Annotated in this window: 21 protein-coding genes; 12 read left to right on the top strand and 9 right to left on the bottom strand. The window is 56.4% G+C overall.

The window, feature by feature from the left end; translation table 11 throughout:
- Window positions 1-44: 44 nt before the first annotated feature.
- Window positions 45-1256, top strand: a complete 1212-nt coding sequence (locus UTM25_RS00465; RefSeq protein WP_194399571.1) for an MFS transporter — start codon at window positions 45-47, stop codon at window positions 1254-1256.
- On the opposite strand, the gene mtfA is transcribed toward UTM25_RS00465, so the two are convergent.
- On the bottom strand, window positions 1253-2050 hold the full coding sequence (gene mtfA, locus UTM25_RS00470) for a DgsA anti-repressor MtfA (RefSeq protein ID WP_194399570.1): 798 nt from the start codon (window positions 2048-2050) through the stop codon (window positions 1253-1255). The two genes, UTM25_RS00465 and mtfA, sit on opposite strands and share 4 nt — an antisense overlap.
- A 215-nt stretch (window positions 2051-2265) precedes the next feature.
- On the opposite strand from mtfA, the gene UTM25_RS00475 reads away from it, so the two are divergent.
- From UTM25_RS00475 to UTM25_RS00485, 3 genes are all read left to right on the top strand, one after another.
- On the top strand, window positions 2266-2412 hold the full coding sequence (locus UTM25_RS00475) for a DUF2256 domain-containing protein (protein WP_071789391.1): 147 nt from the start codon (window positions 2266-2268) through the stop codon (window positions 2410-2412).
- Window positions 2409-3938 (top strand): cryptochrome/photolyase family protein, encoded by a 1530-nt coding sequence (locus UTM25_RS00480; protein WP_194399569.1) that lies wholly within the window; start codon window positions 2409-2411, stop codon window positions 3936-3938. Before UTM25_RS00475 ends, UTM25_RS00480 begins: the two co-directional genes overlap by 4 nt.
- Window positions 3939-4030: 92 nt before the next feature.
- Window positions 4031-4930, top strand: a complete 900-nt coding sequence (locus UTM25_RS00485) for a LysR family transcriptional regulator (protein ID WP_194399568.1) — start codon at window positions 4031-4033, stop codon at window positions 4928-4930.
- Here the strand turns inward: UTM25_RS00485 and UTM25_RS00490 are convergent.
- From UTM25_RS00490 to UTM25_RS00505, 4 genes are all read right to left on the bottom strand, one after another.
- Window positions 4905-5693, bottom strand: a complete 789-nt coding sequence (locus tag UTM25_RS00490) for a substrate-binding domain-containing protein (protein WP_194399567.1) — start codon at window positions 5691-5693, stop codon at window positions 4905-4907. The genes UTM25_RS00485 and UTM25_RS00490 overlap by 26 nt on opposite strands.
- On the bottom strand, window positions 5690-7003 hold the full coding sequence (locus UTM25_RS00495; RefSeq protein ID WP_194399566.1) for an MFS transporter: 1314 nt from the start codon (window positions 7001-7003) through the stop codon (window positions 5690-5692). Before UTM25_RS00495 ends, UTM25_RS00490 begins: the two co-directional genes overlap by 4 nt.
- A gap of 282 nt (window positions 7004-7285) precedes the next feature.
- Complete coding sequence (fumA, locus tag UTM25_RS00500) at window positions 7286-8935, bottom strand: class I fumarate hydratase FumA (RefSeq protein WP_194399565.1); 1650 nt, start codon at window positions 8933-8935, stop codon at window positions 7286-7288.
- A gap of 55 nt (window positions 8936-8990) precedes the next feature.
- Window positions 8991-10499: an anion permease gene (locus UTM25_RS00505; protein WP_072196639.1), complete on the bottom strand. Its 1509-nt coding sequence runs from the start codon at window positions 10497-10499 to the stop codon at window positions 8991-8993.
- 604 nt (window positions 10500-11103) lie between these two features.
- Here UTM25_RS00505 and UTM25_RS00510 point away from each other — a divergent pair.
- A complete protein-coding gene (locus UTM25_RS00510) occupies window positions 11104-13884 on the top strand; it encodes a flavocytochrome c (protein WP_045356684.1) in 2781 nt (926 codons plus the stop codon).
- A 94-nt stretch (window positions 13885-13978) separates the two neighbouring features.
- Window positions 13979-14941 (top strand): FAD:protein FMN transferase, encoded by a 963-nt coding sequence (locus UTM25_RS00515; protein ID WP_194399564.1) that lies wholly within the window; start codon window positions 13979-13981, stop codon window positions 14939-14941.
- Here the strand turns inward: UTM25_RS00515 and dcuR are convergent.
- Complete coding sequence (dcuR, locus tag UTM25_RS00520) at window positions 14922-15641, bottom strand: two-component system response regulator DcuR (RefSeq protein WP_023312324.1); 720 nt, start codon at window positions 15639-15641, stop codon at window positions 14922-14924. The genes UTM25_RS00515 and dcuR overlap by 20 nt on opposite strands.
- Window positions 15638-17254, bottom strand: a complete 1617-nt coding sequence (locus tag UTM25_RS00525) for a sensor histidine kinase (protein ID WP_047061132.1) — start codon at window positions 17252-17254, stop codon at window positions 15638-15640. Before UTM25_RS00525 ends, dcuR begins: the two co-directional genes overlap by 4 nt.
- A gap of 164 nt (window positions 17255-17418) precedes the next feature.
- Here UTM25_RS00525 and UTM25_RS00530 point away from each other — a divergent pair, with 164 nt between their 5' ends.
- Entirely contained in the window at window positions 17419-18282 is an 864-nt protein-coding gene (locus tag UTM25_RS00530; protein ID WP_194399563.1) for an N-acetylmuramic acid 6-phosphate etherase, read from the top strand.
- A 55-nt stretch (window positions 18283-18337) separates the two neighbouring features.
- Here UTM25_RS00530 and ompC read toward each other — a convergent pair whose 3' ends face one another.
- Window positions 18338-19504 carry a porin OmpC gene (ompC, locus tag UTM25_RS00535; protein ID WP_194399562.1) on the bottom strand — a complete coding sequence of 389 codons (1167 nt, stop codon included), beginning with the start codon at window positions 19502-19504 and terminating at the stop codon, window positions 18338-18340.
- A 284-nt stretch (window positions 19505-19788) separates the two neighbouring features.
- Here ompC and UTM25_RS00540 point away from each other — a divergent pair, with 284 nt between their 5' ends.
- The 3 genes from UTM25_RS00540 (at window position 19789) to UTM25_RS00550 (ending at window position 22439) form a co-directional block, all read left to right on the top strand.
- Window positions 19789-20490 (top strand): phosphohydrolase, encoded by a 702-nt coding sequence (locus UTM25_RS00540; protein WP_194399561.1) that lies wholly within the window; start codon window positions 19789-19791, stop codon window positions 20488-20490.
- Window positions 20491-20551: 61 nt separating this feature from the next.
- On the top strand, window positions 20552-21967 hold the full coding sequence (locus UTM25_RS00545) for a DNA cytosine methyltransferase (protein WP_045356674.1): 1416 nt from the start codon (window positions 20552-20554) through the stop codon (window positions 21965-21967).
- Window positions 21948-22439, top strand: coding sequence for a very short patch repair endonuclease (locus UTM25_RS00550; RefSeq protein WP_194399559.1), 492 nt, complete (start codon window positions 21948-21950; stop codon window positions 22437-22439). Before UTM25_RS00545 ends, UTM25_RS00550 begins: the two co-directional genes overlap by 20 nt.
- Here the strand turns inward: UTM25_RS00550 and yedA are convergent.
- Entirely contained in the window at window positions 22411-23325 is a 915-nt protein-coding gene (yedA, locus tag UTM25_RS00555) for a drug/metabolite exporter YedA (RefSeq protein WP_194399558.1), read from the bottom strand. The two genes, UTM25_RS00550 and yedA, sit on opposite strands and share 29 nt — an antisense overlap.
- Window positions 23326-23503: 178 nt before the next feature.
- Between yedA and UTM25_RS00560 the strand changes: the two genes are divergently transcribed.
- Together UTM25_RS00560 and UTM25_RS00565 are read left to right on the top strand one after the other, a co-directional pair.
- Window positions 23504-24415: a DUF808 domain-containing protein gene (locus tag UTM25_RS00560; protein ID WP_032658668.1), complete on the top strand. Its 912-nt coding sequence runs from the start codon at window positions 23504-23506 to the stop codon at window positions 24413-24415.
- 78 nt (window positions 24416-24493) lie between these two features.
- Entirely contained in the window at window positions 24494-24676 is a 183-nt protein-coding gene (locus UTM25_RS00565; RefSeq protein WP_023312315.1) for a YodC family protein, read from the top strand.
- Window positions 24677-24691 lie beyond the last annotated feature (15 nt).

Genomic DNA, 24691 nt, shown 5'->3' on the forward strand with positions numbered 1-24691 from the left:
CTTCATGATTTCCACACATTTATTGACACTATGTTCACATTCTCATGCGCGCTGACTCAGAAACATTGACCGAAAACGTCGCCTCAAAAGCCAACTGGCCCCTGGCGCTATGTGCGGGTTTATTAGGTATCGGGCAAAACGGCCTGCTGGTGATGCTCCCGCAGCTGGTGACCCTGACCGGGCTGTCGCTTTCGGTCTGGGCCGGGCTGTTGATGTTTGGATCCATGCTCTTTTTACCGGCCGCGCCCTGGTGGGGACGCCAGAGCGAGCGGCGGGGATGTAAGGCCGTGATGCTGGCCTCGCTGAGCGGCTATCTGGCCAGTTTCGCCGTCATGGCGCTGGTGGTCTGGGCGATGGCGGCCGGAAGGCTGGATACCGTCTGGGGACTGGCGGGACTGATTCTTTCACGTCTGCTTTACGGACTGACGGTGTCGGGGCTGGTGCCCGCGGCCCAGACGTGGGCTATTCAGCGTGCGGGGCTGGAGAAAAGAATGGCGGCGCTGGCGACGATAAGCTCCGGCCTCAGCTGCGGACGTCTGCTCGGCCCGCCGCTGGCGGCGCTAATGCTCAGCGTCAGCCCGGTGGCGCCGCTCTGGCTGATGGCGGTCGCGCCGTTAGTCGCGCTGCTGCTGGTGCTTCGCGAAGCCGCAGACCCGCCGCTGCCGCCGGTGGCGCACCAGGCGACCCGGCTGCAGGCCTCGATGCTGCCGTTCCTGCTGCTGGCGCTCCTGCTGGCGGCGCTTGTCAGCCTGATGCAGCTTGGCCTGTCGCCGCATCTCAGCCCCCTGCTGGAGGGCAACGCCCGGGAGATCAGCCATCATGTTGCGCTTCTGCTGAGCCTGGCCGCGCTGGCCACGCTCGCGGCGCAGTTTCTGGTGGTCCGCCCGCAGCATTTCACCCCGGTGACCTTGCTCTGCATCGCGGCGGTGTTAATGGTCGCAGGGCTTGGGCTGATGACCGTCGCGGGTTTAACGCTGTTCTACGTGGGGATTGTTATCACTTCACTCGGGGCGGCGATGGCCACGCCGGGCTACCAGCTGCTGCTGAACGACAGGCTGACCACCGGGAAAGGCGCGGGCGTCATCGCCACCAGCCACACGTTAGGCTACGGCGTCAGCGCGCTGCTGGTGCCCGTGGTGACGCGCTTTTACGGCGAGCAGTCTTTGACGGTGGCCGCGTGGGGAATGGCGTTGCTGTTTTTGGCGTTGACTATAGGGGTACGGTCAAGCGAGCGGACCCCTGCTGAAAAACCTTAATGGATCTGGCGGGAGGAATGGCCGCCAGACTCCTCATTTTGCCGCAGACGCTGGAGCGGATCCTGCTGATAAAACTGGCAGAAACGCTGCCACAGCGCCGGGAAACGGGGCGCGAAGAGCTCGGGCGCGCTGAAGAAATACTCCGAGAGCACCGCAAAGCACTCGGCCGGGTCGGTTGCCGCATAGGCGTCAATGCTGGCCGCGCTTTCGCCCACCAGGTCTATTTCATCCTGAATGTTATCCATCGCCGCGTGCAGATCGTGCTCCCAGCCCGCCACCTCGCGAAGCGGGATCAGCGGGACTCCGCTGGCGCGATCGCCGTTGCGGGTATCGAGCTTATGTGCCACTTCATGGATAACCAGATTAAAACCGGACGCATCGAACGAGTCCTGAATGTCGAGCCAGTTCAGAATAATCGGCCCCTGCTGCCAGCTTTGTCCGGACTGCACCACGCGCTGGTTGTGCACCAGCCCGATATCGTCCTGCCATTCGTCATCCACCACGAACGGCGCGGGATAGATAAGCACCTCGTGGAAACCGTCCAGCCACTCAATGCCGAGCTCAAGCACCGGCAGACAGAAAAGCAGGGCGATGCGCGCGTTTTTCAGGGGATCGAGTTCGAAACCCTGCAGTGGAACCAGACGTTTTTGCTGTAAAAAACGATCCGCCAGCTGAACCAGTTTCGCTTGTTCATCCGGCTTAAGATTAGCCAGAACAGGGATCGTCAGCGCGTCATCCCATGGCAGCGCCATATCCCGGCTAGCTTCATTCGTTTTCCAGGGCCACTTTATCATCGCTTTGCTCGCAAACTCGTCACTTGAACAAAAATGGGAAAGTCAGGTTTGGTTAAGATGCCAGAAAATCGCTCACTGCGACAATTCCAGCCTGAATAAACTATCATTCGTACGTAGCGGTGGGTAGCGGTTTACGGGCATCACCTTCATTTTGTGAAGTCTGTCGTAGCCTTAACCCTCAGGTTCAGTGAAGAAATCAGTACGGTATTGAAAAGATGAGCGATTTCAAAGGTAACAAGCAGAACCTGCCCAGCCGTGCGTGCGCGCACTGCCAGCGGCCCATGACGTGGCGCAAGAAATGGGCGAAATGCTGGGATGAGGTCAAATACTGTTCCGAGCGCTGTCGCAGGAGCCACCGTTGACCGAACTGCGCCTGATCCTCGGCGATCAGCTTAATCCGCACCACAGCTGGTTTGATGCCTGCAATCCGAATGTCATTTACGTGATGCTGGAGCTGCGGGCAGAAACCGCATACGTGCTTCACCACGCTCAGAAAGTGATCGCCATTTTTGCGGCCATGCGCGCGTTTGCCACTGCGTTAAAGGAGAAGGGGCATCGGGTGAGGTATGTCCGGCTCTCTGACGACTCAAACCGCGGCGCGCTGGAAGACAATCTTAACGCGCTTGTCGCGCATTACGGCGCCGACAGGGTGATATGGCAGGAGCCCGACGAATGGCGCCTGGATACGCAGCTGCAGGCGTGGGCGAAAGCGGCCTCCGTCGAAACGGCCTGCGTCAGCAGCGAGCATTTCTTCACCACCCGTGAACAGGTGAGCGCGTTCTTTGCGACGCGCAAAAGCTGGCGAATGGAGTACTTTTACCGGGAAATGCGTCGTCAGCACGGCATACTGTTAACTTCAGAAGGCGAGCCGGAAGGGGGAAAATGGAATTTTGATGCCGAAAACCGCAAACGCTGGTCCGGCGAGCCGCCCGCGCCGGACGACTCGCGTCCGCGCCACGATTATTCAGCCTTATGGGCGGAGATCCAACGCTGTGGCGTAAACACCTTCGGCGAACCGCAGGCCGGGAATTTTCGCTGGCCGCTCAACCGTTCGGAAGCCAAAGCCAGGCTGGATGAATTTATCGCTCACGTGCTTCCCCAGTTCGGCGCCTGGCAGGACGCGATGCACGCGGAGGAACCTTTTCTGTTCCACTCGTTAATTTCATTCGCGCTGAACACCAAAATGCTTAATCCGCGGGAAGTGGTGGCTGCCGCCCAGCAGGCATGGCGTTCGGGCCATGCGCCGCTGCCTGCCGTTGAAGGGTTTATCCGACAAATTCTCGGCTGGCGGGAGTACGTGCGTGGGATCTACTGGTCGCAGATGCCGGGCTATCGGGAGCTGAATGCCTTAGACCAGCACGCCCCGCTGCCGGACTGGTTCTGGACCGGCAGGACGCAGATGCGCTGCCTGGCGCATGCCGTTGGACAGTCGCTCACCGAGGCTTACGCCCACCATATCCAGCGCCTGATGGTCATCGGGAACTTTAGCCTGCTCAGCGGCCTGTCGCCGCAGGCGGTTCATGAATGGTATCTGGGGGTCTACATTGATGCCTCTGAATGGGTAGAGCTGCCCAATACCCTCGGCATGAGCCAGTTTGGCGATGGCGGATTGCTGGCCAGTAAGCCCTACGTCTCAAGCGCGTCGTACATTCACAAGATGAGTAATTACTGTCAGGGGTGCCGGTATCAGCACACCCAGCGTACCGGAGAGCTGGCGTGCCCCTTCAATGCCCTTTACTGGGATTTCTTTGCGCGCAATCGGGCGCGTTTGGGTAACAATCCCCGCCTGGGCATCGTCTTTAAACAGCTTGCGGACATGAAGGAAGAGGAGCGGCAGGCGATTGCCGATCGCGCCGGGTATGTTCGCCTGCATCTCAACGAGCTCTGACGTATTTCACCACCGCGCCGGTTGCGGTGGGTCAATAAGACGCTATTATTTTTGACTTTGCTGCGTATTCCCTGACAGGACATCCAGACGCCATGCCCGTAAATTTTGACCTTAACGATCTTTATGCTTTCAGAGCGTTAGTGGAATACGGTAACTTCCGTGTCGCTGCTGAATCTATCTGCTTATCCCAGTCGGCGCTGAGCCGCAGGATTGAAAAGCTGGAAGCCGCGCTGGGAAACCGGCTGTTTGACCGTACCACCCGCCGCGTTGCCTTAACGTTATACGGGCAAAACTTTGCTGAACGCTCCGCGCAGCTGCTCGATAACGTTGAGTCAATGCTGGCGGATGTCGATAAAGTCAGCGAAGAGCGGACTGGGCTGATCACGGTTGCCACGGTCCCTTCCGCGGCCTGTTACTTTATGCCTGATGTGATCCGTCGTTTTCAGTCTCGCTATCCGCGCGTTCGCATTAAGCTCATCGACAGCAGCGCGGGTAATGTGATTGACGCCGTGGCCCGAAGCCAGGCGGATTTTGGTATCAGCTTCGCAGGAAACCTGCCGTCTGACATCGAATTTTTCCCGCTGGTGGAGGATGTCTATGTTGCGGCGTGCCGAAAGGATCACGCCCTGGCGCAGAAGAGTCATCTGACGTGGCAGGCCTTTTATCAGCAGGATTATATCTCCCTCGATAAAACGTCAGGTAACCGTAACCTGCTCGACCGGATGCTGGGGGATATCGTTCCCGAACGCCCCAGCGTCTGCGAAACGCGCCACGTTACCACGATGCTCGGCATGGTAGAGGCGGGGATCGGCATTGCTGCCGTTCCCGCCATGTCGATGCCGACGTCAGAGCACACGTTGCTGACGCATCTGCCGCTGGTGGCGCCGGAAGTGAAACGCACCGTGGGGCTTATCCGGCGCCGGGGGCGTATCCAGTCCTACATTGCGGCTGAACTGGAAAAACAGATCACCGAGCAGTATCGCCGGACGTAACGGGGATCATTCCCGTCTTCTGGATGACGTCCCTGGAGGGCGGTGAGGCGAGATAGGTTAGCAGCGCTTTCCCCTCCGCGGGATGTTCTGCGTGACGGGTGACCGCACCCGCGAAGCGTGTGATGTACTGCAGATTATCCGGGATTTTCCCGATAAAGGTGACGCCCTGAACCGGCAGCAGCTCGCTCACCTGCTGGAAACCGACGGCGTATTTTCCTTTCGCCACTTCTGAGGCGACCGGGATACGCTCGACCATTGTCGCTTTATCCGCCACTTCCTTTTCAATCCCCAGCTTTTTGAACAACGTCTGGCTGACGTACCTGCCGCTGGCGCTGTCAGAGTAGGCGATGGAGCCGGCCTGCAGCAGCGTTTTACGCAGAGCCGCCTCGCTGCTGATATCAGGGACATCCGCCCCTTTTTTTACCACCACGCCAACGGGAGAATCTGCGAGTTCCGTTCGCGAACCCGTCCGGGTCTGGCCGGCTTTTTCGAGCTTCTCCAGCGCATCGCCCACCATAATCACCACGTCTGCTTTCTCGCCGCGCGCCAGTCGGTTTGGGATCGCCTGCGGCGTAGCGCCCATTGAGGGGCCAGGGATGATCACAATTTTATCCCCGGTCCGGCGTTCATAGTCCGGGGCCAGCTTTTCCAGGGCGGCCTTGAAGCCGCCTGAAATCATGACCTTCACGTCCTGGGCACAGGCATTAACGCTCAGGAGCGCCAGCACCAGCGCGCTGGCGGTAAAGCGATAGGTGCGTTTCATACTGTCCCCTGTGACTTGACGGTGTTTTGCAGCGATACCGCGCGGCGGCGGTAGAGGTAGAGCGTGGCCAGCAGGGCACACACGGCAGCGAAACTCATCCAGTAGCCAGGCGAGGCTTTGTCACCGGTGTATTCAATCAGCGCGGTGGACATGACCGGGGTAAAGCCGCCAAAGACCGCCGTTGCCAGGCTGTAAGCCAGAGAGAACCCCGCCACGCGCACTTCAGCAGGCATAATCTCCGTCAGGGCCGGGATCATCGCGCCGTTGTACAGGCCGTAGAGGAAGGAGAGCCACAGCAGCACGATCAGCATCATGGAGAAGCTGGGCGCGCTCGCCAGCAGCGTCAGGGCGGGGTAGCTGGTCGCCAGCGCCAGCAGGGCCATGGCAATCAGCACCGGCTTGCGCCCGAAGCGATCCGACAGCGCGCCGCCCACCGGCAGCCAGATGAAGTTAGAAATCGCCACCAGCAGGGTGACCAGCAGGCTGTCCGAGGCGCTGAGCATCAGCACCTTTTTGCCAAAGGTGGGGGCGTAGACGGTGATCAGGTAGAATGCGGTGGTGGTCATCGCCACCATCAGCATGCCTGCGACCACCACCTGCCAGTTGCCGAGCAGCGTTTTAAAGACCTGGCGCATCTCCAGATGCTGGCGGCGCGCGCTGAACTCTTCCGTCTCCTCCAGCTTGCGGCGCAGGAAAAAGATAAACGGTACGATTAAGCAGCCGAACAGGAACGGGATGCGCCAGCCCCATTCGCGAATGGCGCTCTCCTCCATCAGGGCATTCAGGGCAAAGCCCATCGCTGCGGCGACCATAATAGCGACCTGCTGGCTGCCGGACTGCCAGCTGGTGTAAAACCCTTTGCGGCCCGGCGTGGCGATTTCAGCCAGATAAACCGAGACGCCTCCAAGCTCCGCGCCGGCGGAAAAGCCCTGCAGCAGACGGCCCGTCAGCACCAGCAGCGGCGCCCACAGACCGATGCTTTGATAAGAGGGGATAAGCACGATCAGGAACGTCCCCGCCGCCATGATGGAAAGCGTGACGATTAGCCCCTTTCTGCGCCCCACCTTGTCGATATACGCGCCAAGAACGATGGCGCCTATTGGACGCATCAAAAAGCCCGCGCCGAAGACGGCGAAGGTCATCATCAGCGACGCAAATTCACTGCTCGCGGGGAAGAACGTGTGGGCGATGTAGGTGGCATAGAAGCCGAACAGAAAGAAATCGAACTGCTCAAGAAAGTTGCCGGACGTCACGCGAAGTATGGCGCCCGCTTTCGAGCGTACGGTTGCAGGTGAGGTTGAGGAAAACATGGTTATCTCCAGTTTATTGTTGACGTTTTACGCGTCTGTTTTTGAAAACTGGATCAGGATGAGGAAATAGATAAGCGCAAATGCCGCATCGGCTGATGCACTTTTTGCATGAATAGCCTTCGCGGGATAAATACAATTAATGACAACAATAACTTAACAATTAATTGATTTTTTATTCACCACCTTTTGCTAAGTGGCTGATATCACGGTTTTGTGACATGACGCAGGCGCATGTCTGTCTGCGACTGCCGGGCAGCGTTGCGCCACCCGGCCTGTCTCAACCTAGCGCTGTGAACAACCCGCGCACTGTTTGTTCTGGATCTGCTGGAAGAAATCGTTGCCTTTGTCATCCACCAGGATAAACGCCGGGAAGTTCTCGACTTCAATTTTCCAGATGGCTTCCATTCCCAGCTCCGGATATGCGACGCATTCCAGGCTCTTAATGCTGTTTTGCGCCAGCACCGCCGCCGGGCCGCCAATGCTGCCCAGGTAGAAGCCGCCGTGCTTATGGCAGGCGTCGGTTACCTGCTGGCTGCGGTTGCCTTTCGCCAGCATGATCATGCTCGCGCCGTGGGATTGCAGTAAGTCCACATACGAGTCCATACGGCCCGCCGTGGTCGGGCCGAGCGAGCCAGACGCGTAGCCTTCCGGCGTTTTGGCCGGGCCTGCGTAGTAGATCGGATGATCTTTAACGTACTGCGGCAGTTCTTCACCGTTGTCGAGCAGCTCTTTCAGCTTCGCGTGGGCAATATCGCGCGCCACGATGATGGTACCGTTCAGCGACAGGCGGGTAGAAACCGGGTGCGCGGAAAGCTGCGCCAGGATCTCGTTCATCGGCTTGTCCAGATTGATGCTCACCACGTCGCCTTCGCCCTGCTGGCGCAGTGATTCAGGAATATACTGGCCAGGGTTGTGTTCCAGCTTCTCAATCCAGATCCCGTCGCGGTTGATTTTCGCTTTGATGTTGCGGTCCGCGGAGCAGGAGACGCCCATGCCGATCGGGCAGGAGGCGCCGTGGCGCGGCAGGCGGATCACGCGGATATCGTGGGCGAAGTATTTACCGCCAAACTGCGCACCGAGGCCGAGGTTCTGGGCTTCCTGGAGCAGTTCCTGTTCGAGCTGAACGTCGCGGAACGCCTGGCCGTGTTCGTTGCCTTCGGTTGGCAGCGCGTCGTAGTAGCGCGTGGAAGCGAGCTTCACGGTTTTCAGCGTGGCTTCCGCTGACGTACCGCCAATCACAAATGCGATATGGTAAGGCGGGCAGGCCGCAGTGCCCAGGGTGCGCATCTTCTCAACCAGGTAGTTTTTCAGCTTCGCCGGGGTGATCAGCGCTTTGGTTTCCTGATAGAGGTAGGTTTTGTTGGCAGAACCGCCGCCTTTTGCCATGCACAGGAATTTGTATTCGTCCCCGTCCACGCTGTAGAGATCGATCTGCGCGGGCAGGTTGGTGCCGGTATTCACCTCTTTATACATGTCCAGCGCCGCATTTTGCGAGTAGCGCAGGTTATCTTCAATGTAGGTGTTATACACGCCCTGGCTCAGAGCCGCTTCGTCACCGCCGCCGGTCCAGACGCGCTGGCCTTTTTTGCCCATGATGATCGCGGTGCCGGTATCCTGGCAGGTTGGCAGAACGCCTTTTGCGGCAATTTCAGAGTTACGCAGGAACTGCAGGGCAACGTATTTGTCGTTCTGGCTGGCTTCCGGGTCGTTGAGAATGGCGGCAACCTGCTTCTGATGGGAAGGACGCAGCATAAATGCGGCATCGTGGAAGGCCTGCTGCGCCAGCAGGGTCAGGGCTTCCGGCTCCACTTTCAGCACTTCCTGACCGTCGAATTCGGCAACGGAGACGTGCTCTTTGGTCAGCAGGTAGTATTCGGTGTCATCGTGCGCGAGAGGGAAGGGGTTCTGGTAGATAAACGGTTTGTTTGACATAGCGTATTGCTCCACAAAAATAAAACCGCCGGAGGTGAAGTCCGGCGGTCAGGAATCAGAACATCATGGACATCCACGGATAACCAATCAGCAGCAGGGCCGCCAGGAAGATGGCACCGAAAATGGTGCCGAGGCGCCAGTAGTCTTTGGTTGGCAGGTAGCCGCTACCGTAGTAAATCGGGCTTGGTCCAGTACCGTACGGGGTGATGATCCCCATGACGCCCAGCGAAGTCACCATCAGCAGAACGAACACTTCCATATTCATGCCAGGGATGGTGGAGGCGATGGTCAGCATCGCTGGCAGCAGCGCCGTGGTGTGCGCGGTGGTGCTGGCAAACAGGTAGTGCAGCAGGTAGAACGCCAGCAGCAGGACGACGGTCGCCACGCCCGGAGAGATACCGCTCATCAACAGACCGCCTTCTTTACCTAACCAGCTGATAAAGCCGGTGGAGGAGAGGCCATCCGCCAGTGCCACCAGTGTAGCGAACCAGACGAAGGTGTTCCATGCGGCCTTGTTACCGGTGATATCGTTCCACTCCAGCACGCCGGTCCACAGCATCAGACCGACGATGAGCAGGGCCGCCATGGCAGGCTCAATCCACGCGGCGGCGAAGATCCACATCAGCAGCGCACAGCACACGAACACCAGCAGCAGAATTTCGTTGCGGGACAGTTTGCCGAGTTTTTCCAGCTCGCGGGTCGCCCACAGCGGCACTTCGTTATTCACTTTGACTTCAGGTGGGTAGAACCAGTAGGCCAGCAGCGGCATGGTCAGAATCAGCAGGATACCCAGCGGCAGGAAGGCGAGGAACCAGGTGCCCCAGGAGATATCAATCCCAACCGTACTTTTCACCAGCGCCAGGGCCAGCAGGTTTGGCGCGAGGGCGGAGAGGAACATTGAGCTGGTGATACAGGCCGCGGTGATCGCCACCCACATCAGATATGAACCAATCTTACGCGCGCTTGGGTCATTAGGTTTTGAACCGTACAGCGGCGGCAGGTTAGCGATAATCGGGTAGATGGTCCCGCCGCTGCGCGCGGTGTTGGACGGGGTGAACGGTGCCAGCAGCAGGTCAGCAAACGTAATGGCGTAACCGAGCGTGAGGCTGCGACGGCCGAGGTACTTCACCAGAATCAGCGCCAGACGGCGGCCGAAGCGGGTTTTGTCATAGCCAGCGGCGAACATAAAGGCACCGAAAATCAGCCAGACGGTAGAGTTACCAAACCCGCTCACCGCCCATTTAAAGGAGGCGCCCGCCAGCTTGAATTTCGGGTCAGCCAGCTGATCGGGGCTGAACAGCACCCACTGGCTGCACAGGGCGATGGCGACCACGCCGGTCAGGCCGATCACCGCACCCGGCAGCGGTTCGAAGATCAGACCGACGATCACGCCGACAAAGATGGCGAAGTAGTGCCATGCGTAAGGCGGCAAGCCTTCAGGAACGGGAACAAACAGCAGCAGTACGGCGACGATGACGGGTAGCGCCATCATCAGCAATCGTTTTGCGTTTCCATTTGATGCCTGGTTCGCCACAGGGGGCGTTACAGCAGTTTTTGTATTCATAGTTTCACGTCTTAAGTTGTCAAAAATTCGGTCACAATGAAAAAGCACTTTATTTATTTTCTTTGCTTTTTTTAGTTGTTAAAGGTGCTTTCTTGTATTTTCAGTAATAGCGATTTAACGCGTTTTCGTGTGCGCTAAATTAAAAAATGATGATGTTTTTATATTGCGCTTTTGAATGCCATAACTATTGATCGCGATCAAAAAAATAGAATTTCAGCGTTATTTTTATGCTTTTATTAATAACCACTCTGGCGTATGTGGTTATTGCCTGTTTTTGGCATATTTTTTATCATTTTTTTAACAGGTAAGATTTTGGTGTGTTTTTATCGCATTGTTTTTATTGATTTTAAGTTTGTTTTGGTGAATTGGTTTTACCATTAATCATTTAACGAATTTTAAATTATTGTGAATGGCTGAATTACAATCGCTAACACCAATGTGTTATTTGTGTTATCGCAGGGATTAAATAGTTTTTTAACTAACGTAATAGCTTTAGAAACTAAAAAAATCATTATATTAATATCATGACATCGGCAAATAACGACGAAATAAAAAATCAATCCGATAACGAATTCTTAATTTTTAAAAGTTTGGAGTTTCTATTATGAGCACTAACGAACGCATTCTTAGCCCTTTCACATTACCGAATGGTACTGAACTGAAAAACCGTTTGTTAATGGCCCCTATGACAACCTGTACCGGCTATTTTGACGGCACCGTCACCAGCGAGCTGGTGGAGTACTATCGGGCCCGTTCCGGCAGCATTGGCACCATCATTGTGGAATGCTGCTTCGTCGACGATCTCGGTCTCGCCTTCCCGGGTGCCATCGGTATTGATAATGATGAGAAAATTGCCGGGCTGGCGAAAATCGCAGAGGCCATTAAATCCAAAGGATCTAAGGCGCTGCTGCAAATCTACCACGGCGGCCGCATGGTCGACCCAAAACTGATTGGTGGCCGCACCCCGGTTGGCCCGAGCGCCGTAGCCGCGCCGCGTGAAGGTGCCGCAACGCCTGTTGCCCTGACCGCAGAAGAAGTGGAAGGCATGATCGGCAAGTTTGGTGAGGCGGTGCGTCGCGCCATCCAGGCCGGTTTCGACGGCGTGGAAATCCACGGGGCGAACACCTATCTGATTCAGCAGTTCTACTCACCGAATTCAAACCAGCGCGATGACGAGTGGGGCGGCAGCCGCGATAACCGCGCGAAGTTCCCGCTGGCCGTGCTGGACATTACCCACAAAATGGTGCGCCAGTACGCGGACGACGCGTTTATTATTGGCTACCGCTTCTCCCCTGAAGAGATGGAAGTCCCGGGCATCCGCTTTGACGACACCATGTACCTGCTGGAAAAACTGGCGGCGCGCGGCGTGGACTATCTGCACTTCTCCGTCGGCGCGACCCTGCGTCCTTCCATTGTCGACACTCAGGATCCAACTCCGCTTATCGAAAAATACTGCGCGATGCGTTCTGAAACGCTGGCGCAGGTTCCGGTCATGGGCGTGGGCGGCGTGGTGAATGCTTCCGATGTGAATGAAGCGCTGGATCACGGTTACGACCTGATTGCCGTTGGCCGCGCCACCATCGCTTATCCGGACTGGACAGACCGCATCGCGGCCGGCGAAAGCCTTGAGCTGTTTATGGACAGCACCAAACGCGAAGAGCTCAGCATTCCTGAACCGCTGTGGCGCTTCTCGCTGGTAGAAGCGATGATCCGCGACATGAGCATGGGCGAGTCCAAATTCAAACCGGGTACTTTTGCTGAGAAAGTGCAGGATGACGCTAACGAACTGGTGATTAACGTCAGTCTGGAAACCGACCGCATTGCGGACATCGAGCTGGCCTCCGGCCCGAGCGAAGACGTTGAGTTTGTGACCAGCTTTGAAGAGATCCGTACCCGCATTCTGGATGCCAACACCCCGCACGTGGATGCCATTACCGGCGCAACCAGCCAGAGTGAAGCGGTGAAGAAAGCGGTCTCTAAAGCGATGCTGAAATCCAGCAAAGCGCTGGCCGCGGAAGAGGGCGTTGACCCGAACGAAACCCGCAGCGTGGACGTGGTCGTTGTCGGCAGCGGCGGCGCCGGTCTGGCGGCGGCGATCCAGGCTCACGACGAAGGCGCGAGCGTGCTGATTGTAGAGAAAATGCCGACCATCGGCGGGAACACCATTAAAGCCTCTGCCGGTATGAATGCCGCCGAAACCCGCTTCCAGCGCGTGAAGGGCATTCAGGACAGCAAAGAGCTGTTCTATCAGGAAAGCCTGAAAGGCGGCGGCAACAAGAACAACCCGGAGCTGCTGCGTCGCTTTGTCGAGAACGCGCCGCAGGCAATTGAGTGGCTGGCAACGCGCGGCATCATGCTGAACGACATCACCACCACCGGCGGGATGAGCATCGACCGTACTCACCGTCCAAAAGACGGTTCAGCGGTAGGCGGCTACCTGATCAGCGGCCTGGTGCGTAACGTCAACAAACGCAACATCGAGGTGATGCTGGATACCTCCGTCAGCGACATCATCTTCGAGAACGGCGAAGTGACCGGCGTACGTCTGACCACCGAAGAGAACGAAACCGTCACCGTGGCAACCAAAAGCGTGATTGTTGCCACTGGTGGTTTCAGCGCCAACAGCCAGATGGTAGTTAAATACCGTCCGGATCTGGAAGGGTTCGTCACCACCAACCACAAAGGGGCAACCGGCGGCGGCATCGCCCTGCTGGAGCGCATCGGGGCGGGTACCGTGGATATGGGCGAAATTCAAATTCACCCAACCGTTGAGCAAAACACCTCGTACCTGATTTCCGAATCCATTCGCGGCGGCGGGGCGATTCTGGTCAATCAGAAAGGGGAACGCTTCTACAACGAAATGTCGACCCGCGATAAAGTCTCGGCGTCAATCATCGCGCTGCCGGAAAAATACGCATATATCGTCTTTGACGAGCACGTACGTGCCAAAAACAAAGCTGCGGATGAGTACATCGCAAAAGGTTTCGTGACCAGCGCCAGCTCGCCAAAAGCCCTGGCTGAAGCGCTGGGTATGGATTACCACGCTTTCCTCGCGACGCTGGAACGTTACAACGGCTTCGTTGAAAAACAGCATGATGACGATTTTGGTCGTACCACCGCGCTGCGCGCGCCTATCAACGAAGGGCCGTTCTACGCCATTCAGATTGCACCGGGCGTGCACCACACCATGGGCGGCGTGACCATCAACACCGAAACCTGCGTGCTGGACAGCAACCACAACGTGCTGCCAGGGGCGTTTGCGGCCGGTGAAGTGGTCGGCGGGATCCACGGCGGTAACCGTATCGGCGGTAACGCAGTGGCAGATATCATTATTTTTGGTACGCTTGCAGGACATCAGGCGGCTATGCGTTCGAAAAAGCAGTAAGACCCCTGTGTTGTAGGCCGGATACGCCCAGCGCTATCCGGCATTTTCCCCGGCGGCGCGGTGCCTGCCGGGGCTACATCTGAGGACTCCAGCCATGCCTGATAGCCATCGCGTTTACAGTTATTCCGCCGTCCTGATGGGCTCACCCATTCTCCTGAAACTCTTCTCCCACGACGAAGCCCTCGCGTCCCGCGTGTTTCGCCTGATCAAACAGTACGAAGATCTGCTTACGGTTAACCGCGCGCACTCGCAGGTGATGGACATTAACCATGCGGCTGGCCAGCATCCGGTTACCGTCAGCCGGCCGGTGTTTGAGCTGATCCGCTGTGCAAAAGCGGCAAGCCTGTTCAGGGACAGCACCTTTAACCTGGCGATAGGTCCGCTGGTGAAGCGCTGGAAAATTGGCTTTCAGGGGGACAGCGTTCCGCCTGCGGAGGAAATTGCGTCGCTGCTGGCGATAACCCGTCCTGAAGATGTCCTTCTTGAAGAGGCCAGCAGCAGCGTATTCTTGACCGGAGCGGGGATGGAGATCGATCTGGGGGCCATTGCCAAAGGCTATATCGCCGACAGGGTGCGTGATTACCTGCATAAAGAGGGCGCTGAGCTGGGGCTGATCAACCTCGGTGGAAACATTCAGACGTTAGGCTCGCCGGAAGGGGGCTGGAGCGTGGGGCTGAAAAAACCGTTCGCCGGTGATGCGCTGATCGGCACGATGACCGTAGAGAACCTGTCCGTCGTGACGTCTGGAACCTACGAGCGCTACTTTGAGCAAAACGGCAGGCGCTATCACCATATTCTCGATCCGCGCACCGGGTATCCGCTGGACAACGAGCTGGACAGCGTGACGATTGTTTCGAAGGACTCTATCGACGGCGATATCTGGACCACGCTGATGTACGGCATGGGGGTAGAGAAGGGCTGCGCTGTGCTGCGCTCTCGTCCTGATATCGAAGCGATTTTTGTGACCAAAACAAAAGAAGTGGTGATCTCATCGATGCACCACTTCCGTTTTACCCTGCTGGATAACGACTACCGCGTTACTGACAGTATTGCTTGAGCAGGCCGGTCTGCTCCGGCTGGAGACGATAGCGATACACCGGACGCCCGGTGGCACCGTAGTGAATGCTGGTGAACAGAATGTTGATTTGCGCGAGCCAAATCAGGTATTTACGGCAGGATACGCGGGAGATATTGACGGCGTTAGCCAGGTCATCGGTAGAAAATTCCGTCTCCGGGTGAGCGTCAATCCACTGGCAAATCGTGCGCAGCGTTTGCGGCGTTAACCCCTTCGGCAGCTTTTTACTGTCCGCCAGTTCCGGCGCCCCGCCGTGGATCAGCCGGTCGACGTCGGCCTGCTCATAATACTGGTGCGAACCCATCAGGCTGTGCTTTGCCTTCCAGCCGTTCAGCGCCTCTTCAAAGCGCGGGAACTGGAACGGCTTAATCAGATAATCCACCACGCCGTAATGGATAGAGGTCTGGATCGTGGCGGCGTCAGCAGCCGACGAGATCATAATCACATCGATTGGGCGCCCGGATGCGCGAATAACGGGCAGCAGATCCAGCCCGTTATCCTGCTGCATATAGACATCCAGCAGCACCAGATCGACAGGGTGCCCGGGGTTATTAATGATGGCCTCGGCCTGGTTTAGCGTGGAGGCGACGCCGCAGCAGCTAAAACCTTCAACACGGTTGACATACAGACGGTTGAGGTCGGCTACCATGGCGTCATCATCGACAATTAATACATTTATCACGCGATATTCCTCTCGCTATCCCAGGGGATGTGAACAAAAAATTGGGTAAATACGCCTGGCTCAGACTCGACGGTGATATCGCCGCCGAGGTTCTGGATTTGCTGGCGAGCAAGGAACAGCCCAACGCCGCGGTTTTCACCTTTTGTTGAGAAGCCCTTTGTAAAAATAGCCTCCAGCTGAGCGGGATCAATGCCGGGGCCATCGTCGCTCACTTCGCAGCTGAGCCAGCCGTTCTGATAATGCAGCAGCAGGCCGATCTCACCTTCCTGCTGTCCTTCCATCGCGTCGAGCGCGTTTTCAATGAGGTTACCCAGCACGGTGATCAGCACCGCGACCTGCTCTTCGCTCGCGGTATCCGGTATCTGGCATTCATCCGCCAGCGTCAGGGTGACGCCCGCTTCTTTCGCCCGATTGATTTTACCCAGCAGGAACCCGGCAATAACCGGGGATTTTACCTTGCTCTGTATCGTACCGATATCCGTCTGGTAATTATGTGCCGTCTGGATGATGTACTCTTCCAGCTTGTCGTAGCGCTTCATGTGCAGCAGGCCCAGGATCACATGCAGTTTATTCATAAACTCGTGCGTATGGCTGCGCAGGGCATCGACGTAGTTAACCATGCCATCAATACGCTGCATCAGCTGGCTGATTTCCGTTTTATCACGGAAGGTGGTGATGGCGCCGATCACCCGATCCTGGCTTTTAACGGGCACCATATTGCACAGCAATAGACGACCGTTACAGCTGATCTCCTGATCCTGGCGCGCGACGCCCGTCTTTGAAACTTCGCGCAGGCTGGCCAGAAGGGGGGCGCTGGCGTTTTCGGTCTGCTTGCCGGAGGGGAGAAGCAATATTTCTCTGGCGGTCTGGTTGATCATCGTCACGCGCCCGTGAATATCGACGGCCAGCACCCCCTCGCGAAGCGACTGCAGCATCGCCTGACGCTGTTCGAACAAGGCGGAAATTTCGTAAGGTTCGAGCCCGAACAGGATGCGTTTCAGTACCCGCACCAGACCCCAAATCGCCATGGAGCTCATAAAAATACTGAACAAAATGGTCCAGACGGCGTTTAGCCGCCCGCGAGCGATCTGCTCTTCAACCTTTTTCAGGGAGATACCTACCGCCACCACGCCGATCTGCTCGTGCTGGCCGTCGTAGACTGGGGTGAAGACGCGAAGCGCTTCGGCGAGCGCGCCTCGGTTTACCGATACGTTCTCTTTGCCCTCAAGCGCGGGAGTTAAATCGTCACCGATAAAATGCAGCCCCAGCAGCGCCTCGTTCGGGTGAGAGTAGCGGATCCCGCGCATATCGGTGACCACGGTGAACAGCAGATCGTTTCGTTTCGTCACCGCCTGGGCGATGGGCTGAATAATATTCTCCTGCGGTGCCTGCATCAGGCCGCGCTGGATCTCCGGGCTGTTGGCCAGCGTTCTGGCAATACCCAGAGCCGTATCTTTTACATCATCGCGGGTCGCCCGGGTGATTTGGACGGAGTAGAGCGCAAAGACCACCAGCAGCACAGAGGCAATAATCGCACACACCATCAGCGTGACCAGGGTGTTCAGCTTCATGGGGCGCTTGCGCGTCGGAAGGAAAGGCTGCAAATCGCTCATCAACACTCCGCGATGATTAAGAAAGGGGTAATTATCGCCGATGACGCGCTTTTCTTAAAGCCATGTAAAGGCGTGGATTTGGTCCTCTTTTCGTGACCCTCCTCGCAGGTCATCTATATAAAACACTTTATAGTGTGTGGGTACTCATAATAAGGAGGCTGTTTATGAGCGTTATGCTTACCGGTTCGGTCAAGGAAAGACGGCACGCCAGCACGATGAATATTGATAGATTGTCCACGCTGGACATGCTGAAAGTCATTCACCAGGATGATGCATTCATTTCTGCTGCGATTACCCCCTGTTTAAATACTATTGCCCGCGTGGTGGACAACGCCGCCGCGACGCTCAGCCACGGCGGTCGCCTGATCGTTGTTGGCGCGGGGCCGTCAGGGCGCGTAGCGCAACAGGTTGCCGATGAATATGCGCCGGGCAAAACCCCTGTAATGGCCGTTACGGCACAAGAAGGGGAAGGGAGCTACGAGCGCGGCGTTGCCGATTTGCAGGCCATCAAGTTTGGTGAACACGATATGATGCTGGCCGTGACCGTCAGCGGAAAAACGCCTTGGGTCTGGGGGGCAATGCGCCATGCGTGGTCGCTGGGTTCACCGGTCGCCATTGTTACCGGTGATGCGCAAAGCGAAGCCGCGCAGCTGGCAAGCATGGTTATCGCTCCGGAGCTGGGGGCCGATGTCGTCGCAGGCTATATCAACACGAAAGCTGGGATCGCGCAAAAAATGATCCTCTCAATGATCGCCACCGGGCTGGCCGTCCGCACCGGACGGGTTTACAGCAACCTGCGCGTGGATCTTGAGGCAAGCGCGACCAAATGGGCTGAACGGCAAATCGCCATTGTGATGGAAGCGGGGGGATGCACACGGGCCGAGGCAAAAGCCGCGCTGGCGAGCTGTAACCATAACTGTAAAACGGCGGTATTGATGGTGCTGACAGGGCTGGATGCATGGAAAGCCCATGAGCTGCTGGCGCAGAATAACGGGTTTATTCGCGTGGCGCTGCAGGAAGCGCCGTAGTACAAATAGTGAAGAAATAAAAAGGCCGCAATTGCGGCCTTTGGTATTTTGGGGATTAGAACTGGTAGGTCATGCCTACGCCAACGATGTCATCAGTTGAGATGCCATTGGCTTCGTAGAAGCTTTCATCGTTATCCAGCAGGTTGATTTTATAATCAACGTAAGTCGAGAAGTTTTTGTTGAAGCTGTAGGTCATACCGAGATCGATATAGTTCACCAGATCCTGATCAACATAGTTGTAAGTATTACCTGGGTTGTAATCATTGCCGCCAATGTCTTTACCTTTGGAGTAAACCCATGCCAGAGACGGACGCAGGCCGAAGTCGAACTGGTACTGCGCTACGGCTTCAAAGTTCTGCGTTTTGTTGGCGATACCAAAATTACCATATGGCGTCATGTTGCGGGTTTCCGCATACATCATGGCCAGGTAAACACCCTGCGCATCATATTTTGCGCCAATGGTCCAGGCTTCAGCGCGTTCGCCACCTGCATATGGGCTGTAGCGGTTGTAGTTACCTGCACCGTATGCAACCTGTGTGTTCGTGCGGTCGGAAGATGAATATGCCGCACCCAGGCTCAGACCGAAGTCAAAATCATAGGTGGTAGACATACCGAAACCGTCGCCGTTCTGGAAACGAACATCGTCATGGCCGTTTTTCGTGCCTTCCTGATCTTCTGTTGCATCCTGGCCTTCGTTCGTACCCTGATACTGCAGCGCGAAATTCAGACCCTCAACCAGACCGAAGAAATCCTGGTTACGGTAGGTGGCCAGACCGTTAGCACGACCGTTCATAAAGTTATCGGTCCAGGTGTAAGAGTCACCGCCAAATACAGGCAGCATATCGGTCCAGGCTTCAACGTCGTACACGACGCCGTAATTACGACCATAATCAAATGAGCCGTATTCGCCATATTTCAGGCCAGCATACGCCAGGCGTTTGAACGATTTGTTACCCGCGCCTTCGGTATCGTTAGCGAAGGTTTTGTATTCCCACTGACCGTAACCGATCAGGTCGTTAGCGATCCGGGTTTCGCCTTTGAAGCCAACCTGCACATAGGTTTCGTCGCCGTCGTCGCCGGGGTTGTCAGAGAAGGTGTGACGCGCGTCGACTTTGCCGTACAGGTCAACTTTGTTGCCGTTTTTGTTGTACATCTCTGCCGCATTGGCTGCGCCTGCCATTAATAACGCGGGTACCAGAATTGCCAGAACTTTTCTTTTCATTATATATTCCCTTTAAATATAATTCACATGAATATATGTAATCACCCTCCGTAATTACAGGGTTGATACTATTCCAGGGAATGTTATTTAGTTTCGAAAATAAATGTAATTAAATTCTAATAAATATTTCCAAATATTTCTATTAATTTCTTTATTTTTCTAGTGAATTAATTCATTGAATTTATATGGTGTAATTATTATTAAGTATTTCGTGGTTCTATTTTTAAATTGATTTAATTCGTCTATGTTATAATTCATGCATTTTTAAACAACAGGATATGACGATGGAACTTGTCCGGTGGCAGCAGCGATTTGAGTGCTGGCTCGAGGAAAACCACAGCACCGACGATACCGCACATGATATTTCGCATTTTCGTCGGGTCTGGATGACGGCGCAAAAAATCATGGCTGACCAGGCGGTGGAGCCGCTGGTGATCCTGACCGCATGCTATTTCCATGATATTGTCAGCCTGCCGAAAAACCATCCCGAACGCGGCCGGTCATCCCAGATGGCAGCACGCAGGACGTGTGACATTCTGCGCCGCGACTTCCCGGACTTCCCGCCAGAGCATACTGCCGCCGTCACTCATGCGATTGAGGCGCACAGCTTCAGCGCCGGGATTGCGCCGCAGAGCATGGAAGCCAAAATTGTGCAGGACGCAGACCGGCTGGAAGCGTTAGGCGCTATCGGTCTGGCGCGCGTCTTTGCCGTCTCGGGCGCGCTGGGCGTACCGCTTTTTGATGCTGACGATCCCTTTGCCGAAGCGCGTATCCTTGATGACCGTGCGTTTGCCCTCGACCATTTTCAGACCAAGCTGCTGCGATTGCCTGATACAATGCAAACGGAAATGGGCCGCGAGCTGGCACGTCACAATGCCGATTTCCTGATCCAGTTTATGGCGAAACTCAGTGCCGAATTACACGGCGACTGCATCGGGCTGGATAGCCAGGTGTTGAGCCGCTTCCGTCGCAGTTTGCGCAACTGAACTGTGGTAATCTGTTCCCAGTCTTTATTCTCCGGTTAAAAGAATGCAGGAAAATCGATCAGTGACTGAGCCCGCGCCCGAGCAGGCTGAGAAATCAACGGCAACGGTGCAGGCGTTGCTGCACCAGCTGTTGGATATCTATGATGCTAAAACGCTGGCCAATATGCTGGTGGCGCACGGCGAGAGCCACTGGAGCCCGGCGATCCTTAAGCGTCTGCTGACCAGCGAACGCGCAGGGCGTCGCCTGAGTGAAGGCGAGTTTCGTTATCTGCAAAACCTGCTTCCGCGTCCTCCTGCCGCGCATCCGAACTATGCCTTCCGCTTTATCGATCTGTTTGCCGGTATCGGCGGTATACGACACGGTTTTGAAGCTATCGGCGGACAGTGCGTGTTTACCAGCGAGTGGAACAAGCATGCCGTCCGGACCTACAAGGCCAACTGGTACTGCGATCCGCACGAGCACCATTTCAACGCGGATATCCGCGATGTGACCCTGAGCCATAAAAGCGGCGTGAGCGATGAACAGGCCGCCGAGCACATTCGCCAGACGATCCCGGCGCATGACGTGCTGCTGGCCGGCTTCCCTTGTCAGCCCTTCTCGCTGGCCGGTGTCTCCAAAAAGAATGCACTCGGACGCGCCCACGGTTTTGCCTGCGATACCCAGGGAACGCTGTTTTTTGATGTGGCGCGCATCATCGATGCCTGCCGCCCGGCCATCTTTGTGCTGGAAAACGTCAAAAATCTTAAGAGCCACGACGGCGGAAAAACCTTCCGCATTATCATGCAGACCCTGGATGAGCTGGGTTATGACGTGGCCGACTCGCAGGACATGGGCGCGGACGATCCCAAAATCATTGATGGTAAACATTTTTTGCCCCAGCATCGCGAACGTATCGTGCTGGTGGGTTTCCGCCGCGATCTTAATCTCAAGGGGGATTTCACCCTGCGGGATATCCCGTCTCTGTATCCCGAGCGTCGTCCTACCGTGGCCGACCTGCTGGAACCTGTCGTTGACGCGAAATTTATTCTTACCCCGGTGCTGTGGAAATACCTCTACCGCTATGCCAAGAAGCATCAGGCGAAGGGCAACGGCTTCGGTTTTGGGATGGTAAACCCCAACGATCCGCACAGCGTGACCCGCACGTTGTCCGCTCGCTACTATAAGGATGGGGCAGAGATACTAATCGACCGAGGCTGGGACAAGGCGCTGGGTGAAAAAGATTTCGACGATCCGCACAACCAGCGTCACCGTCCGCGACGCTTAACGCCGCGGGAATGCGCCCGGTTGATGGGATTTGAGACCCCGCAGGGTTACCGCTTCCGCATTCCGGTTTCTGATACCCAGGCGTACCGCCAGTTTGGTAATTCGGTGGTGGTTCCTGCGTTCGCGGCCGTGGCAAAACTGCTGGCCTCGCGCATCAGACAGGCGGTGGCACTCCGTCAGGGTGAGGCCGTCAATGACGGATGTGCACGATAAGGCCACGCGCAGCAAAAATATGCGTGCCATCGGCACGCGTGACACCGCCATCGAAAAGCGCCTGGCCGCGTTGCTGACGCAGGCGGGGTTTGACTTCCGCGTGCAGGATCCCGCGCTTGCGGGACGCCCCGATTTCGTCATCGACGCCTGGCAGTGCATCATCTTTACCCACGGCTGTTTCTGGCACCACCACGACTGTTACCTGTTTAAAGTCCCCGCGACGCGCACCGATTTCTGGCTGGATAAAATTGGCAAGAACGTCGAGCGTGACCGCCGGGATCTCAGCGCGCTGATTGCGCAGGGCTGGCGGGTGCTGATCGTCTGGGAGTGCGCGCTGAGAGGCAGATTAAAACTGAACGATACCGATCTGACCGAACGGCTGGAAGAGTGGATCTGCGGCGGCGGCCAGACCGCGCAGATCGACACGCAGGGTATTCACCTGCTTAAGATTTCTCCACCTCGCAAGGCGTGACCACCGGTTTTGCAGGCAGTAAATATTTGCCCAGGGTGACCAGCACGACGGCAAACACGATGATCCCTAAAGCAATCCATTCCACAGGTGAGAGCGTTTCTCCCCCCAATCCCGTTCCGAGCAGCACGGCCACGACCGGGTTGACGTAGGCATAGCTGGTCGCGACAGCCGGGGAGACGTTGCGGATCAGAAACATATAGGCGTTAATGGCGATGATGGAACCAAACAGCGCCAGGTAGCCTACCGCCAGAAAGCCCGACAGCGGCGGCTGGGTCGTCAGTCTTTCTCCCGTCAGCGTGGAGGCAAGCAGCAGTACAATCCCGGCGGCGAGCATCTCAATCGCGCCCGCCATCATGCCGGCCGGCAGTTCGATACGCGAACCGTAGACGGAACCAAATGCCCAGCTCATCGAGCCAATCAGAATGATGATTGCGCCCCACGGATTCCCGCTCAGGTTACCGCCGCTGTTCAGCAGAATGATGCCGGCAAGGCCAATACCAATCCCCATCCATTCCAGCTTGCGGGTGCGGATACCGAAAAGGCGGCTAAAGCAGAGGGTAAATAGCGGTACGGTGGCAACGACCACGGCGGCGATCCCGGACGGTACGTTCTGGTGCTCGGCAATCGTTACAAACCCATTTCCCACAGCCAGCAGCAGCAGGCCGATCAGGGCGGCATTCATCATCGGGCGCAGCGGGGGAAGCTTATGCCCGCGCAGCAGCAGGAAGGCCAGCAGCAGCACGCCAGCCGAGAGAAAGCGGATGCCCGCCATCATCAGTGGCGGCCAGCTTTCCACGCCGATGCGAATGACAAAGTAGGTTGAGCCCCAGATGATGTACAGCGAAAAGAGTGCCCCAATGAGCGGTAGCAATTGCCGGAAACGCATAATCCCTCACGACGAAATAAAAAGGTCGCTGATAGTAAACGCGAAAACTATCGCGCTGGCGAGCCCTTTAATTGTTTAGCTGATGTGAATTTTTTGTTGACGCGAGGTGGGTGTTTCCGGGTTTGCGCTTTTGCTCCATACTATTCACCTAATTACCAAAAAATGAAGGATTAAGATTTTGGCAGGAAGTAGCTTATTAACATTGCTGGATGATATTGCGACCTTACTGGATGATATTTCAGTGATGGGGAAACTGGCGGCGAAAAAAACCGCAGGCGTGCTGGGAGATGATTTATCGCTTAACGCCCAACAGGTAAGCGGGGTGAGGGCAAACCGTGAACTGCCGGTGGTGTGGGGCGTGGCAAAAGGCTCCTTCCTGAATAAGGTGATTCTGGTGCCGCTGGCGCTGCTGATCAGCGCGTTTATTCCCTGGGCCATCACGCCGCTGCTGATGATTGGCGGGGCGTTTCTCTGCTTCGAGGGCGTAGAGAAGGTCCTGCACTCCTTTAGCGCGCGCAAGCAGAGCGATACGCCGGAGATGCGCCAGCAGCGTCTTGAAGCGCTGGCCGCTCAGGATCCGAAAACCTTCGAGCGCGATAAGGTCAAAGGCGCTATTCGGACCGACTTTATCCTCTCCGCAGAGATTGTCGCCATTACGCTGGGCATCGTGTCTGACGCGCCGCTCCTGAATCAGGTTCTGATCCTCTCCGGCATCGCCATTCTGGTCACCGTCGGCGTCTACGGCCTGGTGGGACTGATCGTCAAGCTGGATGATATCGGCTACTGGCTGGAAGAGAAATCGAGCGCGGTGGCAAGAGGCATCGGCAAAAGCCTGCTGGTGCTGGCCCCGTGGCTGATGAAGAGTTTGTCGGTGGTAGGCACGCTGGCGATGTTCCTCGTGGGCGGCGGGATCGTGGTTCACGGTATCGCGCCTCTGCACCATGCTATCGAACATTTTTCCTCGGCGCAGGGGGCCGTTGTCGCGGCAATTCTGCCCACGCTGCTGAATCTGGTGCTGGGCTTTATCATTGGCGCTATCGTGGTTGCGGCAGTGAAGCTGGTTGAAAAAATACGCGGCACGTCGCACTAATTGTTACCCGTTGTGGGATGCAAAAAGACCATTCCTCGTCTAAATTGAAACAGTTTCACCCTGATACAGGAGGCAGGTATGGTCTTTTTGGTCAGTGATGAAGTTAAGCCTAAGAAGGGCGGCCCACGTATGATTGTGACCGGGTATTCCAGCGGAATGGTGGAATGTCGGTGGCACGATGGCTATGGCATCAAGCGGGAAGCATTTCGTGAAGATGAGCTTCAGCCGGGGGACGGGCAGCACCAGCGGGACAAGGCTTAATCACATAACGCCCGG

It is taken from the genome of Enterobacter sp. 61D5 (genome assembly GCF_034107965.1).
Classification (GTDB): Bacteria; Pseudomonadota; Gammaproteobacteria; order Enterobacterales; family Enterobacteriaceae; genus Enterobacter; species Enterobacter cloacae_M.